The sequence below is a fragment of the Pseudomonas sp. Pme6b genome (genome assembly GCF_058129925.1).
This window is the reverse complement of record NZ_CM176704.1, coordinates 521,210-536,407: the sequence shown is the minus strand read 5'-3', so window position 1 is coordinate 536,407 and position 15,198 is coordinate 521,210. Positions and strand designations below refer to the sequence as shown.

At 61.2% G+C, this 15,198-nt stretch carries 15 protein-coding genes and 1 riboswitch; of the genes, 13 read left to right on the top strand and 2 right to left on the bottom strand.

Annotated elements, in window-relative coordinates; genetic code table 11:
* The first annotated feature begins 21 nt into the window (after positions 1-21).
* From AC4ANE_RS02465 to AC4ANE_RS02440, 6 genes are all read left to right on the top strand, one after another.
* Positions 22-612, top strand: coding sequence for a YggT family protein (locus tag AC4ANE_RS02465; RefSeq protein WP_002551725.1), 591 nt, complete (start codon positions 22-24; stop codon positions 610-612).
* A gap of 192 nt (positions 613-804) precedes the next feature.
* Complete coding sequence (metX, locus tag AC4ANE_RS02460) at positions 805-1,944, top strand: homoserine O-succinyltransferase MetX (protein ID WP_002551724.1); 1,140 nt, start codon at positions 805-807, stop codon at positions 1,942-1,944.
* 7 nt (positions 1,945-1,951) lie between these two features.
* Positions 1,952-2,572 (top strand): methionine biosynthesis protein MetW, encoded by a 621-nt coding sequence (metW, locus tag AC4ANE_RS02455; protein ID WP_002551723.1) that lies wholly within the window; start codon positions 1,952-1,954, stop codon positions 2,570-2,572.
* A 33-nt stretch (positions 2,573-2,605) separates the two neighbouring features.
* On the top strand, positions 2,606-3,199 hold the full coding sequence (gene rdgB, locus AC4ANE_RS02450) for an RdgB/HAM1 family non-canonical purine NTP pyrophosphatase (protein WP_002551722.1): 594 nt from the start codon (positions 2,606-2,608) through the stop codon (positions 3,197-3,199).
* Positions 3,196-4,410 carry a radical SAM family heme chaperone HemW gene (gene hemW / locus AC4ANE_RS02445; RefSeq protein WP_002551721.1) on the top strand — a complete coding sequence of 405 codons (1,215 nt, stop codon included), beginning with the start codon at positions 3,196-3,198 and terminating at the stop codon, positions 4,408-4,410. Before rdgB ends, hemW begins: the two co-directional genes overlap by 4 nt.
* A 9-nt stretch (positions 4,411-4,419) precedes the next feature.
* Positions 4,420-4,743, top strand: a complete 324-nt coding sequence (locus AC4ANE_RS02440; protein ID WP_002551720.1) for a DUF3392 domain-containing protein — start codon at positions 4,420-4,422, stop codon at positions 4,741-4,743.
* 69 nt (positions 4,744-4,812) lie between these two features.
* On the opposite strand, the gene ilvD is transcribed toward AC4ANE_RS02440, so the two are convergent.
* Complete coding sequence (gene ilvD, locus AC4ANE_RS02435) at positions 4,813-6,660, bottom strand: dihydroxy-acid dehydratase (protein ID WP_031595017.1); 1,848 nt, start codon at positions 6,658-6,660, stop codon at positions 4,813-4,815.
* A gap of 337 nt (positions 6,661-6,997) precedes the next feature.
* Between ilvD and alaC the strand changes: the two genes are divergently transcribed.
* The 7 genes from alaC to otnI all read left to right on the top strand — a co-directional run bounded on the left by alaC (position 6,998) and on the right by otnI (position 14,308).
* Positions 6,998-8,206, top strand: a complete 1,209-nt coding sequence (alaC, locus tag AC4ANE_RS02430; RefSeq protein ID WP_002551718.1) for an alanine transaminase — start codon at positions 6,998-7,000, stop codon at positions 8,204-8,206.
* A gap of 174 nt (positions 8,207-8,380) precedes the next feature.
* The gene (locus tag AC4ANE_RS02425) at positions 8,381-8,836 is read left to right on the top strand and encodes a YkgJ family cysteine cluster protein (protein ID WP_002551717.1); all 456 of its coding nucleotides are present in this window, start codon (positions 8,381-8,383) and stop codon (positions 8,834-8,836) included.
* Between the two features lie 227 nt (positions 8,837-9,063).
* Positions 9,064-9,969, top strand: coding sequence for an L-threonate dehydrogenase (gene ltnD, locus AC4ANE_RS02420; protein WP_031595019.1), 906 nt, complete (start codon positions 9,064-9,066; stop codon positions 9,967-9,969).
* Between the two features lie 10 nt (positions 9,970-9,979).
* Positions 9,980-11,269, top strand: coding sequence for a 3-oxo-tetronate kinase (otnK, locus tag AC4ANE_RS02415; protein WP_002551715.1), 1,290 nt, complete (start codon positions 9,980-9,982; stop codon positions 11,267-11,269).
* Positions 11,269-11,907 (top strand): 3-oxo-tetronate 4-phosphate decarboxylase, encoded by a 639-nt coding sequence (gene otnC, locus AC4ANE_RS02410; protein WP_002551714.1) that lies wholly within the window; start codon positions 11,269-11,271, stop codon positions 11,905-11,907. Before otnK ends, otnC begins: the two co-directional genes overlap by 1 nt.
* A gap of 135 nt (positions 11,908-12,042) precedes the next feature.
* Positions 12,043-13,500 (top strand): GntP family transporter, encoded by a 1,458-nt coding sequence (locus tag AC4ANE_RS02405; RefSeq protein ID WP_002551713.1) that lies wholly within the window; start codon positions 12,043-12,045, stop codon positions 13,498-13,500.
* Positions 13,501-13,522: 22 nt separating this feature from the next.
* Complete coding sequence (gene otnI / locus AC4ANE_RS02400; protein ID WP_031595023.1) at positions 13,523-14,308, top strand: 2-oxo-tetronate isomerase; 786 nt, start codon at positions 13,523-13,525, stop codon at positions 14,306-14,308.
* A gap of 159 nt (positions 14,309-14,467) precedes the next feature.
* On the opposite strand, the gene AC4ANE_RS02395 is transcribed toward otnI, so the two are convergent.
* Positions 14,468-14,863 (bottom strand): acyl-CoA thioesterase, encoded by a 396-nt coding sequence (locus AC4ANE_RS02395; RefSeq protein WP_002551711.1) that lies wholly within the window; start codon positions 14,861-14,863, stop codon positions 14,468-14,470.
* Between the two features lie 220 nt (positions 14,864-15,083).
* Positions 15,084-15,194, top strand: a riboswitch (S-adenosyl-L-homocysteine riboswitch).
* Positions 15,195-15,198: the final 4 nt, after the last annotated feature.

The following is a 15,198-nucleotide window of genomic DNA, read 5'->3' as shown; positions in this document are numbered from 1 at the left end:
CGGGTTTTCTGGAGCAGATCGATGATCGGATTGAACACCGCTGCAATTTACGTCCTGCAAACGCTTGGCAGTCTTTACCTGCTGATCGTGCTGTTGCGCTTTGTGCTGCAACTGGTGCGGGCCAATTTCTACAACCCGCTGTGCCAGTTCATCGTGCGCGCCACCCAGCCGTTGCTCAAGCCGCTGCGGCGCATCATCCCGAGCCTGGGCGGGCTGGACATGTCTTCGCTGGTACTGGCGATCATCGTGCAGATGGTGCTGATGGCCCTGACCCTGCTGCTGATGTTCGGCACCACGGGCGATCCGCTGCACCTGCTGCTCTGGTCGATCATCGGCGTAACCGCACTGTTTCTGAAGATATTCTTCTTTGCCCTGATCATCAGCGTGATTCTGTCGTGGGTAGCACCGGGTAGCAGCAACCCCGGCGCAGAGCTGGTCAACCAGATCTGTGAACCCGCCCTGGCACCGTTCCGCAAGATCGTTCCGAACCTGGGCGGGCTGGATATCTCGCCGATCCTGGCGTTTCTGGTGCTCAAGCTGCTGGACATGCTGGTCATCAACAACCTCGCCGCCATGAGCAACATGCCGGATGTGCTGCGGTTGCTGATGTAAGCAATCTTGTTCCACGCTGGAGCGTGCGGAACGATCACCTCAACTATCGTGCGACGCTCCGCGTCGCATGCCGTTCTGGACGCTCTGCGTCCTGTCCCGAGGTGCAGCTGATTTGTGCCTCACAACATCGCTTATTGCCGCTGCACCCCGCGGTCTTTAGACTTACGCCTCATTTATGCGAGAGCAGGGTCGATGCCCACGGTATTCCCTCACGATTCTGTCGGACTGGTCACACCACAGACGGCGCACTTCAGCGAGCCTCTGGCGCTGGCCTGCGGTCGTTCGTTGCCGGCCTATGACCTGATTTACGAAACCTACGGTCAGCTCAACGCCGCACGCAGCAATGCCGTGCTGATCTGCCACGCGCTGTCCGGGCATCACCATGCCGCAGGCTTCCACAGCGCCGATGACCGCAAACCGGGCTGGTGGGACAGTTGCATCGGCCCTGGCAAGCCTATCGACACCAACACGTTCTTCGTCGTCAGCCTCAACAACCTGGGCGGCTGCAACGGCTCTACCGGCCCGAGCAGTATCGACCCGGACACCGGAAAGCCGTTCGGCGCCAACTTCCCGGTGGTGACCGTGGAAGACTGGGTCAACAGTCAGGCCCGGCTGGCGGATCTGCTCGGCATCGACACGTGGGCCGCGGTGATTGGCGGCAGTCTGGGTGGCATGCAGGCACTGCAATGGACCATCAGCTACCCGGATCGCGTGCGCCATTGCCTGGCAATCGCCTCGGCCCCCAAGCTGTCGGCACAGAACATCGCGTTCAACGAGGTGGCACGTCAGGCCATTCTCACCGACCCCGAATTCCACGGTGGTTCGTTCCAGGAACGCGGAGTGATCCCCAAACGCGGCCTGATGCTGGCACGGATGGTCGGGCACATCACCTACCTGTCGGATGACTCGATGGGCGAGAAATTCGGCCGTGGTCTGAAGAGCGAAAAACTCAACTACGACTTCCACAGCGTCGAGTTTCAGGTCGAAAGCTATCTGCGCTATCAGGGTGAAGAGTTTTCCGGGCGTTTCGACGCCAATACCTACCTGTTGATGACCAAGGCACTGGATTACTTCGACCCTGCCGCCAACTTCAACGACGATCTGGCCAAGACCTTCGCCAATGCCACCGCCAAATTCTGCGTGATGTCGTTTACTACCGACTGGCGCTTCTCGCCGGCCCGCTCGCGGGAACTGGTTGACGCACTGATGGCCGCGCGCAAGGACGTCTGCTATCTGGAAATCGACGCACCTCAAGGCCACGACGCCTTTCTGATCCCGATTCCGCGCTACTTGCAGGCTTTCGGTAATTACATGAACCGAATTTCGTTGTGAGGACGTCATGAGAGCCGATCTGGAAATCATTCAGGAATGGATTCCCGCGGGCAGCCGCGTGCTCGACCTGGGCTGCGGTGACGGCGAATTGCTGACCTGGCTGCGTGACCACAAGCAGGTCACCGGTTACGGGCTGGAAAACGACGCTGCCAACATCGCCGAGTGTGTCGCCAAGGGCATCAACGTCATCGAGCAGGACCTCGACAAGGGTCTGGGTAACTTTGCAAGCAACAGTTTCGATGTCGTGGTCATGACTCAGGCCCTGCAAGCGGTGCATTACCCGGACCGAATCCTCGACGAGATGCTGCGCGTCGGGCGCCAGTGCATCATCACCTTCCCGAACTTCGGTCACTGGCGCTGCCGCTGGTACCTGGCGAGCAAGGGCCGCATGCCGGTGTCCGAATTTCTGCCGTATACCTGGTACAACACGCCGAACATCCACTTCTGCACCTTCGGCGATTTCGAAGAACTGTGCCGTGAACGCGATGCAAAGGTGCTCGACAGGCTGGCCGTCGATCAACAGCATCGCCACGGCTGGGCCAGCAAACTCTGGCCCAATCTGCTCGGCGAGATCGGCATCTACCGCGTCACCAGCCCAGGGCTGACGGACCACAGGATTGCCGTTTAACCGACCGTTTTCAAGCACCACGACAGGCCAACCATGAACCTCACACAACTCGTACTGGCCAGCCACAATGGCGGCAAACTCAAGGAACTCCAGGCCATGCTCGGCGGCAGCGTAACGCTGCGCTCGGTCAGTGAGTTCAGCCTGGTAGAGCCGGAAGAAACCGGCCTGTCATTCGTCGAGAATGCAATCCTCAAGGCACGCAACGCCGCGCGTCTGTCCGGGCTGCCGGCGCTGGCCGACGACTCTGCGTTGGCGGTGGACTTTCTCGGCGGTGCGCCGGGTATCTATTCCGCGCGCTACGCCGATGGCCAAGGCGATGCCGCCAACAACGCCAAGCTGCTGGAAGCGCTCAAAGACGTGCCGGACGAGCAGCGTGGTGCACAGTTCGTCTGCGTATTGGCGCTGGTACGCCACGCCGACGATCCATTGCCGATCCTCTGTGAAGGGCTGTGGCACGGGCGCATCCTGCACGCCGCCAGCGGTGAACACGGCTTCGGCTATGACCCGCTGTTCTGGGTGCCGGAGCGCAACTGCTCGAGTGCCGAACTGGGCCCGACCGAGAAGAACCAGCTCAGCCACCGCGCCCGCGCCATGGTCCTGTTGCGGCAACGCCTGGGTCTGCAATGACCCACGATTCGCCTGCGCAGCCGCTGTTTCTCGGCGAGAGCGGCTTCTCGTCAGAGAGCCCGCGCCCTGCACTGCCGCACCTGCCGCCGTTGTCGCTGTACATCCATATTCCGTGGTGCGTGCGCAAATGCCCGTACTGCGACTTCAACTCGCACACTGCCAGCCCGGTGCTGCCGGAACAGGAATACGTCGACGCCCTGCTCGCCGACCTGGACCTGGACCTGCCGCACGTCTACGGCCGCGAGCTGCAATCGATCTTCTTTGGTGGCGGTACGCCGAGCCTGTTCAGCGCCGATGCGCTGGGGCGCCTGCTGCAGGGCGTCGAACAGCGCATCCGCTTTGCCAGCGATATCGAGATCACGCTGGAAGCCAACCCGGGCACCTTCGAGCAGGTCAAGTTCAGCGCCTATCGCGGCCTGGGCATCAATCGACTGTCGATCGGCATTCAGAGCTTTCAGGAATCCAAACTCAAGGCGCTGGGCCGCATTCACAACGGCGACGAAGCAATTCGTGCCGCCGATATGGCGCGTCAGGCCGGTTTCGACAACTTCAACCTGGACCTGATGCACGGCCTGCCGGATCAGTCCCAGGACGAGGCGCTGGCCGATCTACGCCAGGCCATTGCCCTCGCGCCGACCCACCTGTCCTGGTATCAACTGACCCTGGAGCCCAACACGGTGTTCTGGAATCAGCCACCGGTGCTGCCCGAAGACGACATTCTTTGGGACATTCAGGAAACCGGACAGCAGTTGCTGGCCACTCATGGCTACGCGCAATACGAAGTGTCGGCTTATGCACAGCCCGGAAAACCGGCGCGGCATAACCTCAACTATTGGGCGTTCGGTGATTTCATCGGCATCGGCGCAGGCGCACACGGCAAGCTGAGCAACCCGGACGGGCGCATCATGCGCACCTGGAAAACCCGGCTGCCCAAGGATTACCTGAACCCGGTCAAGCCGTTTCAGGCCGGTTCCAAGCTGTTGCCGCTGGATGAATTGCCGTTCGAATTCCTGATGAACGCACTGCGACTGACAAATGGTGTGGACGCTGCGTTATTTCGCGAAAGAACCGGTCTAAGCCTCGATTCGCTGGCCGAGGCGCGTCGACAGGCTGAACAAAAAGGGTTGCTGCACCAGGACCCGACACGCCTGATCGCCACGCCACAAGGCCAGCTGTTCCTCAACGACCTGCTGCAATACTTTCTGATCTAAGGACCCTGCATGGATTTCGTACTCGATTTGCTCGCCACCGTCTCGCGCTGGAGCCGCAGCAATCTCTCGGAAATCGCGCTCGCGCTGGTGGGCTGCCTGCTGGTGCTGTTCGGCTCGGACATCAAAGGCTGGCTGGAACAGCGAATCAGCGGCATCACAGGCGCTCTGCGCATCCCGCTCATCGCCCTGCTGTGCGCCGTGGGCAGCGGTGCGGCGCTGATCTATGCCACGCCTTGGGTAGTGCGCGGCCTGAGCCAGTTCAACAACTACAGCTTGGCACCGGTGCTGTTGGTGGTGCTGGTGCTGATCGGGGTAATTGCGGACCGCAAGTAAGCGCTGCTTTTTCAAACGCAGCAAAAAGCCCGGCATCTCTGCCGGGCTTTTTAGTGTTGCCGATGCAGATCAAGGCACCAGTTTGTCCAGCAACGCCTTGTCACGCACCGCGCCCTTGTCAGCGCTGGTCGCCAGCAGGGCGTAGGCCTTGAGGGCGGTGGTCACTTTGCGTGGACGCGACTCGACAGGTTTCCAGCCTTTCTTGTCCTGTTCAGTACGGCGCTCGGCCATCTCGGCATCGTCGATCAGCAGGTTGATCGAGCGGTTGGGGATGTCGATCAGCACTTTGTCGCCATCGCGCACCAGACCGATTGCACCGCCTGCCGCCGCTTCCGGGGAAGCGTGACCGATGGACAGGCCTGACGTACCGCCCGAGAAACGACCGTCGGTGAGCAACGCACAATCCTTGCCCAGCCCTTTGGACTTCAGGTACGACGTCGGGTAGAGCATTTCCTGCATGCCCGGACCGCCTTTCGGGCCTTCGTAACGGATGATGACGATGTCGCCAGCCTTCACTTCGTCAGCAAGAATCCCGCGTACTGCGCTGTCCTGGCTTTCGAAGATTTTGGCGTTGCCTTCGAAGACGTGAATCGACTCGTCGACACCGGCAGTTTTCACTACGCAGCCATCCAGCGCGATGTTGCCGTACAGCACGGCCAGGCCGCCTTCTTGCGAATAGGCGTGCTCTACGCTGCGGATGCAGCCGTTTTCGCGGTCGTCATCCAGGCTTTCCCAACGGGTCGACTGGCTGAACGCGGTCTGCGTCGGGATGCCTGCCGGGCCCGCCTTGAAGAAGGTGTGCACGGCTTCGTCGTCAGTCTGGGTGATGTCCCATTTGGCGATGCCTTCGGCCAGGGTCTTGCTGTGCACGGTCGGCAGGTCGGTGTGCAGCAGGCCGCCACGGGCCAGCTCGCCAAGGATGCTGAAGATCCCGCCCGCGCGGTGCACGTCTTCCATGTGGTACTTCTGGATGTTCGGCGCGACCTTGCACAGCTGCGGCACCTTGCGCGACAGACGGTCGATGTGGCGCAGGTCGAAATCGATCTCGGCTTCCTGAGCGGCGGCCAGCAAGTGCAGGATGGTGTTGGTCGAGCCGCCCATGGCGATGTCCAGCGTCATGGCGTTTTCGAACGCCTTGAAGTTGGCGATGTTGCGCGGCAACACCGAATCGTCGTTTTCCTTGTAGTACTGACGGCACAGGTCAACGATGGTGCGGCCAGCCTGCAGGAACAGTTGCTCGCGGTCGCTGTGGGTGGCGAGTGCGGAACCGTTGCCCGGCAGTGCAAGACCCAGTGCTTCGGTCAGGCAGTTCATCGAGTTGGCGGTGAACATGCCGGAACACGACCCGCAGGTCGGACAGGCGCTGCGCTCGTACTCGGCGACTTTTTCGTCACTGGCGGTCGAGTCAGCAGCGATGACCATCGCATCGACCAGATCCAGGCCGTGGCTGGCCAGTTTGGTCTTGCCCGCTTCCATTGGCCCGCCGGAGACGAAGATCACCGGAATGTTCAGGCGCAACGACGCCATCAGCATGCCCGGGGTGATCTTGTCGCAGTTGGAAATGCACACGATGGCGTCGGCGCAATGCGCATTGACCATGTACTCGACGGAGTCGGCAATGATCTCGCGGCTCGGCAGCGAATAGAGCATACCGTCGTGGCCCATGGCGATACCGTCATCGACCGCAATGGTGTTGAATTCCTTGGCCACGCCACCGGCGCGCTCGACTTCACGCGCGACCAGCTGGCCCATGTCCTTGAGGTGGACGTGGCCGGGTACGAACTGGGTGAAGGAGTTGGCGATGGCGATGATCGGTTTCTTGAAGTCTTCGTCCTTCATGCCCGTGGCGCGCCACAGGGCACGGGCGCCGGCCATGTTGCGGCCGTGGGTGGACGTTTTCGAGCGGTAATCAGGCATTGAAACACTCCGGCAAAAATAAGGCTGATCAGGAAGGGAGTGAGCTTCTATTGACGTCGCGAACGAGCGGCAGTGACCGCAGGCAGCGAAGAAACCGAACACCACGGGATCACCGTGTATTCGGCCTGAGCTCATAAACCCGCCGGGGATGACTGGCGATGAATAGCGCCGATTCTACACCGCCGGGTGGTTTGGTGGGGTCCGAATATCGGTCTTGGCACGGCGTTGCAAATCCCGATGGACAAAAGGCTGTCAGCCCATCTATCTTCCTCGGCAGGCCGCCTCATGTGGCCACGTCGCTCGGACGGTTCCGGGCGCTTACGTTTGCGAGATACTCATGGCTGACCAAGGTTCGCCGCGCCGCTTTGCGCGCATCGATCGACTCCCCCCTTATGTGTTCAACATCACCGCCGAGCTGAAAATGGCTGCTCGTCGTCGCGGTGAGGACATTATCGACCTGAGCATGGGCAACCCCGACGGGGCCACACCGCCGCACATTGTCGAAAAACTGATCACCGTCGCCCAGCGCGAAGACACCCACGGCTACTCCACCTCGCGGGGCATTCCGCGCCTGCGCCGGGCCATTTCCAACTGGTACAAGAAGCGCTACGAGGTCGACATCGACCCTGAAAGCGAAGCGATCGTGACCATTGGTTCCAAGGAAGGCCTGGCCCACCTGATGCTCGCCACGCTGGATCAGGGCGACACGGTGCTGGTGCCCAACCCCAGTTACCCGATTCACATCTACGGTGCCGTGATTGCCGGCGCCCAGGTGCGATCAGTGCCGCTGGTGCCAGGCGTGGACTTCTTCGACGAACTGGAAAAAGCCATTCGCGGCTCGATTCCCAAGCCGAAGATGATGATTCTGGGCTTCCCGTCCAACCCGACGGCGCAATGCGTGGAGCTGGATTTCTTCGAGCGCGTGGTGGCGCTGGCCAAGCAGTATGACGTGCTGGTGGTTCACGATCTGGCGTACGCCGACATCGTCTACGACGGCTGGAAAGCCCCGTCGATCATGCAGGTGCCGGGCGCCAAGGACATTGCAGTCGAGTTCTTCACCCTGTCCAAGAGCTACAACATGGCGGGCTGGCGGATTGGCTTCATGGTCGGCAACCCCGAACTGGTGAATGCACTGGCGCGGATCAAGAGTTACCACGACTACGGTACCTTCACGCCACTGCAGGTGGCGGCGATTGCCGCGCTGGAAGGCGATCAGCAGTGCGTGCTCGACATTGCCGAGCAGTATCGCCAGCGCCGCAACGTGCTGGTCAAAGGCTTGCACGAATTGGGTTGGATGGTCGAAAACCCCAAGGCGTCGATGTACGTCTGGGCGAAGATTCCAGAAGCCTACGCGCATCTGGGCTCGCTGGAGTTCGCCAAGAAGCTGCTGGCCGAAGCCAAGGTGTGTGTCTCGCCGGGCATCGGTTTCGGTGAGTACGGCGACGATCATGTGCGCTTCGCCCTGATCGAGAACCAGGACCGTATCCGCCAGGCCGTGCGCGGCATCCGCAGCATGTTCAGGGCTGACGACAAGCTCAAGTCCTGAGTTCGCCCTTTACGCCATGCCTGCTGACCGAATGCGCTCGGCAGGCATGCGCATCCCCACCGATTACGCCCCGCCCTGACTGACCGACAGTCGCCTCGGCAATTTTTACTTACTGCAAATGGCCGCGGACCGGTATGATCGCGCGCCCCGATACACCCGGAATTCTGAAATAAAATGAAACCCACCTTGATCGCCGCCGCAGAACTCGATCGCATCGACACCTGGGCCAAATACTCCAGCCACATGTGCGGGGGCTGCGTGTCCAGTTGCTGCACGTTGCCGGTAGAAGTGAAGATCAAGGACCTGATCCGCATCGGCATCGTCGATGAGTTCGAGCGCGGCGATCCGGCGAAGAACATCGCCAAACGTCTGCAGAAAGAAGGCATCGTCGAGCGTTACAACCAGAAGTCGGAAATCTTCACGTTGCAGCGCATGAGCAACAACGACTGCCTGTACCTGGACCGTAAAAGCCGCCTGTGCACCATCTATGACAAGCGCCCGGACACCTGCCGCAACCACCCGAAAGTCGGACCGCGTCCCGGTTATTGCGCGTACAAGCCCAAAGAAGTCGTGCGTCAGGAAAGCGGTTCTTTGAGAAACGCCACCAGCGCGCCAGTGCCGAAGTTCTGACCCCTTGAAGGGCTGCGCAACGCGCAGAATATTGGCTCACATCAATCAAGCCCCGCACAGGGGCTTTTTTGTGCGCGATGGAAAAAGCCTATCGATGTTAATTTTTGTGAAAAATAAAAATACTTCACATTATTTACTCATTGACTCACTATCCGATTCACAGATCAGAACAATAACGCTTGAATGCCAGCGACACAGGCATCGGCACTGACTTTGAGGATTACTGCATGACCAGCAAAAACGTTGGCGTTATCGGCCTCGGTGCGATGGGTCTGGGCATTGCCCGCTCGTTGCTGCGTAGCGGCTTCACTGTGCATGCCTGCGATGTGCGCAGCAGCGTGACCGAAGCGTTTGCCCAGGAAGGCGGCGTTGCCTGCCAATCCCCAGCCAGCATGGCCGCTGCCTGCGATGTGATCATTACCGTCGTGGTCAATGCCGAGCAGACCGAAACCGTCCTGTTTGGTGAAAACGGCGCGGTCGCGGCGCTGCGTCCGGGCAGTCTGGTCATCGGTTGCGCCACTGTCGCGCCAACCTTCGCCGTCGAACTGGGCGAGCGTCTGGCCGCACAGAACCTGCTGTACCTCGATGCACCGATCTCCGGCGGCGCCGCCAAGGCCGCCGCTGGCCAGATGACCATGATGACCTCCGGCCCGGCCGAGACTTACGCCAAGGCCGAAGCCATCCTCAATGGCATGGCCGGCAAGGTCTATCGCCTGGGCGACGTCCACGGGCTGGGCTCGAAAGTCAAAATCATCAATCAGTTGCTCGCTGGCGTACACATCGCAGCCAGCGCCGAAGCCATGGCCCTCGGCCTGCGTGAAGGCGTCGATGCTGACGCGCTGTACGAAGTGATCACCAACAGTGCCGGTAACTCGTGGATGTTCGAGAACCGCGTGCCGCACATCCTCAACGCCGATTACACGCCGCTGTCGGCTGTGGATATCTTCGTCAAGGACCTCGGCCTGGTGCTGGATACCGCGCGCAGCAGCAAATTCCCGCTGCCGCTGTCGGCCACCGCGCACCAGATGTTCATGCAGGCCTCCAGCGCCGGTTTCGGCCGCGAGGATGACTCGGCGGTGATCAAGATTTTCCCGGGCATCGAATTGCCGAAAGCCAAGCCAGAAAAAGCCTGAGGAGCGACTGATGAGCCTGAACAACGCTCGCCCGCTGCTGGGCTGCATTGCCGATGACTTCACCGGCGCGACCGACCTGGCCAACATGCTGGTGCGCGGCGGTATGCGCACCGTGCAGAGCATCGGCATCCCCAGCGCCGAAATGGCTGCCGGCCTGGACGCCGACGCGATTGTCATCGCCCTGAAATCGCGTACCACACCAAGCGCCGACGCGGTGGCTGAATCCCTCGCTGCGCTGGAATGGCTGCGCGAGCGCGGCTGCGAGCAGATCTTCTTCAAATACTGCTCGACCTTCGATTCCACCGCCGCGGGTAACATCGGCCAGGTCAGCGAAGCACTGCTGGAGCAACTGGACAGCGACTTCACCCTCGCCTGCCCGGCCTTCCCGGAAAATGGCCGCACGATTTTCCGTGGCCATCTGTTCGTACAGGACCAGTTACTCAGCGAATCGGGCATGCAGAACCACCCGCTGACGCCCATGACCGACGCCAATCTGGTGCGTGTGCTGCAAGCGCAGACCCGCCACAAGGTCGGCCTATTGCGCTATGACAGCATTGCCCAGGGCGTCGAAGGCGTGCGCAACAGAATTGCCGAGCTGCGCGCCGAAGGTGTGAGCATGGCGATCGCCGATGCCCTGTCGGATGCCGATTTGTACACCCTGGGCGAAGCCTGCGCCGACTTGCCGCTGCTGACCGGTGGCTCGGGTCTGGCGCTGGGCCTGCCGGGTAACTTCCGCAAGGCAGGCAAGCTGCGCGATATCGATGCCGCCAAACAGGTCGCCATCAGTGGCGGCGAAGTGGTGTTGGCGGGCAGCGCTTCGGTTGCCACCAATGGCCAGGTCGCGGCCTGGCTGGAAGACAATCGCCCTGCACTGCGCATCAATCCGCTGGATCTGGCCGCAGGCAAGCCGGTGGTCGAGCAGGCGCTGGCCTTTGCCAGAGACGCCGGGCAAACCGTGTTGATCTACGCCACCAGTACGCCGGATGAAGTCAAAGCCGTGCAGAAAGAGCTGGGTGTTGAACGCTCCGGTGCAATGGTCGAAGCCGCGTTGGGCGAGATCGCCAAAGGGCTGCTGAACGCTGGTGTGCGCCGCTTTGTGGTCGCCGGTGGCGAAACCTCCGGTGCCGTGGTTCAGGCGCTGGGCGTGCAACTGTTGCAGATCGGCGCACAGATCGATCCGGGCGTTCCGGCCACAGTCAGCAGCGGCGTGCAACCGCTGGCACTGGCGCTCAAGTCCGGTAATTTCGGCGCTCGCGACTTCTTCGCCAAAGCCCTCAAGCAACTGGCGGGGGCGGCCTGATGATCGACGAAAACGCATTGCGTCAGGAAATCTGCGACGTCGGCCGTCTGCTGTATGGCCGTGGCTATACGGTGGGCAGCGCCGGCAACATCAGCGCACGACTCGACGACGGCTGGCTGATTACCCCGACCGATGCCTGCCTGGGCCGCATGGACCCGGCCGATATCGCCAAGGTCAATCTGGCCGGTGAATGGGTATCCGGTAGCAAGCCGTCCAAGACCCTGGCCCTGCACCGCGAAGTCTACGACCGCAACCCTGAGGTCGGCGGCGTGGTGCACACCCACTCGACGCATCTGGTGGCGCTGACCCTGGCGGGCGTATGGCGCGAAGACGACATTCTGCCGCCGCTGACGCCGTATCAGGTCATGAAGGTCGGGCATATCCCGCTGATCCCTTACGAGCGTCCGGGCTCGCCGAAAGTCGCCGAGCGCGTGGCGGAACTGGCCAACAGTGTGCGCGGCGTGATGCTCGAGCGGCTCGGCCCGGTGGTCTGGGAAAGCTCGGTGGCCAAGGCCTGCTACGCCCTGGAAGAGCTGGAAGAAACAGCGCGTCTGTGGCTGATGAGCAACCCCAAACCTGCACCGCTGGACCCGACGGCGCTTGAAGAGCTGCGTCAGGTGTTCGGCGCCAGGTGGTAACGAGCACACGGTGATCGGGGGGCGCGCTGCACCTCCCGGTCGAAAAACAATAACAACAGGAATCGAGAGCATGACTCACCCCTCCCCCGCTGTTTCGTTGTCAGTCTTTACCACCATCGACCGGAGTGCACGGGCATGACGCCGCTCATGTTGATGGTCGTGGCCGGTGCGGGCATCGCACTGCTGTTGTTTCTGGTGCTCAAGTACAAATTCCAGCCCTTCGTCGCCCTGATGCTGGTCAGCATTATCGTGGCGCTGGTCGCCGGTGTTAAACCGGCCGATCTGGTTACCACCATTGAAGGCGGCATGGGCAAGACCCTTGGCCACATCGCGATCATCATCGCTTTGGGCGCGATGATCGGACGCATCATCGAGCTGTCGGGCGGGGCCGAGGCGCTGGCCAAAACCCTGATCAACCGCTTCGGCAACAAGCGCACGCCTCTGGCGCTGACCGTTGCGGGTTTCATGGTCGGTATTCCGGTGTTCTTCGAGGTCGGCGTGATCATCCTCATGCCGTTGGCATACGGCGTGGCACGGGCGGCACGCAAGCCGCTGCTGATTTTCGCGCTGCCAATGTGCGCAGCCTTGCTTGCCGTGCACGCGTTCCTGCCGCCGCACCCCGGCGCGGTAGCCGCTGCCAGCCAGTTGGGCGCGGACCTGGGCCGGGTGCTGATGCTGGGCATTCCGATCGTTGCTGTACTGTGCATGATCGGCTATTTCGTCGCGGGGCGCATGACCCGCAAGACCTACCCGATGACCGACGATATTCGCGCCGAAGTCTACGGCCCGCACGTTACCAACGAAGACCTGGAAGCCTGGGCGCGCAACGATTATTCCGCTGTGCGTGAAGCCACTGAAACCAGAACCCTGGGCGCAGAAGAGACCGCCAGCAGCCTGGCGAGCAAACTGCCGCCAGCACCTGCACCGGGTTTCGGGCTGATCATCGCGCTCATTCTGTTGCCGATCGTGCTGATTCTGATGGGCACCCTGGCCACCACCATGCTGCCAGCCACGTCCACGCTGCGTGCAGTGCTGACCGTTCTCGGTGCGCCGCTTGTGGCATTGCTGATAGATACCCTGCTGTGCGCCTGGTTGTTGGGCTCGCGTCGTGGCTGGAGCCGCACTCAGGTGTCCGATGTGATCGGCTCGGCCTTGCCGGGTGTGGCGATGGTGATTCTGATTGCCGGTGCCGGTGGCGTGTTTGGCAAGGTGCTGGTCGACACCGGCATTGGTGCGGTGGTCTCCGAGGCGCTGCGTAACACCGGTCTGCCGGTACTCGCGCTGGGCTTCCTGCTGACCCTGCTGCTGCGCGCTGTTCAGGGTTCGACCACCGTTGCACTGGTGACCACTGCAGGCATTCTCAGCCCGCTGATCGCCACGCTGGACCTGAGCGCCAACCACCTGGCTCTATTGTGCCTGGCGATGGGCGGTGGCGGTCTGGCCATGTCGCACATCAATGATGCCGGTTACTGGATGTTCACCAAGCTGGCAGGCCTCAACGTCGCCGACGGCTTGCGCACCTGGACCGTACTGGTCACGCTGCTGGGCACACTGGGCTTCGTGATCACCCTGCTGCTTTGGCCATTCGTCTGACCCTTTGAAGACTGGAGTTAACATGCCTCGTTTTGCCGCCAACCTCAGCATGCTGTACCCGCAGCATGATTTTCTTGAGCGCTTTGCCGCAGCCGCAGCCGATGGTTTCGGCGCGGTCGAGTACCTGTTCCCCTACGCCTATAGCCCTCAGGAACTCAAGCAGCGCCTGAGCGACAACGGTCTGGTGCAGGCGCTGTTCAACGCCCCGCCAGGCGACTGGGAAGCAGGCGAGCGAGGCATTGCCACGCTGCCGGGTCGTGAAGCGGAATTTCGCAGCGGTATCGAGCGGGCGCTGGAGTACGCACAGGTGCTGGGCAATGACCGAGTGCATGTCATGGCTGGCTTGCTGGCCGATGAAAGCTTGCGTGAGCGTCATCAGGCGGTCTATCTGGAAAACCTCGCGTTCGCGGCTGAGCAAGCCAAGGGCGCAGGCGTCACGATTCTGATCGAGCCGATCAACACCCGCGACATGCCGGGCTTCTTCCTCAATCGTCAGGATCAGGCACAGGAAATCTGCAGACTGGTGGGCGCTGACAATCTGAAGGTGCAGTTCGACTGCTACCACTGCCAGATCGTCGAAGGCGACCTGACCAGCAAACTGCGCCGGGACTTTGCGGGCATTGGCCATATTCAGATTGCAGGCGTCCCGGACCGCTATGAGCCGAACCTTGGCGAGCTGAACTACGAACACCTGTTCAATGTGATCGACGAGTTGGGCTACAGCGGCTGGATCGGCTGCGAATACCGTCCGAAAGGCGACACCAGCGTTGGTCTGGCGTGGTTGCGCGAGCTACAAGCCAAGGGCTGAAACACTCGGGATAGACGACGCGGAGCGTCGTGAACGGCATTCCCACGCGGAGCGTGAGGAACGATCATTCTGTAACTGTCGTGCCCGGGGGAACACTATCGTGCGACGCTCCGCGTCGCATGCCGTTCTGGACGCTCCGCGTCCGATCTTGAAGAGGTATCAATCCTCTACGTCGAACTGGTCCTTTATATAGCGGATTTCAGTCCGGCCATGCGGCGCTGGCTGGCCGTCTTCGTCGAGGTTGACGAAGACGATCTTCTCGACAGTCAAAATGCTTTTGCGGGTGATCTTGTTGCGCACCTGGCACTTGAGGGTGATCGAGGTGCGGCCGAATTCTGTGGCGGTGATGCCTAGCTCAATGATGTCGCCCTGACGCGAGGCGCTGACAAAGTTGATTTCAGAGATGTACTTGGTTACCACCCGCTGATTACCCAGTTGAACGATCGCGTAGATCGCCGCTTCTTCATCGATCCAGCGCAGCAGGCTACCGCCGAACAACGTGCCGTTGGGGTTGAGGTCTTCGGGCTTGACCCACTTGCGGGTGTGGAAATTCATGTTCACTCCTGAGCGTCTGGCCGGTAGAGACGTGCATGATGGCAGAGCCGACGGCCCGCGCCCATGCCTGTGTCATAGCGAATGTGCATCGACTCGATTACAGACAGATGGCAATTGTGTGGCCCTTAAACCGACAGAAAGCCTTGGGAAGAATCGCGAGCGCAGCTATACTGCCCAACGTTTCAAAACGGTCATCCACGCTTGATACCGTTCCCGCCACCTGTCCGAGGGGCGCTGCAGCAGGTTTTCCCTGTCAGGCTCGGATGGGGCGTTGTTTGCCAGGACGATCCTCGACCGGCAAACCTTAAACGCACAACGGCGCCCATTCGCATTTT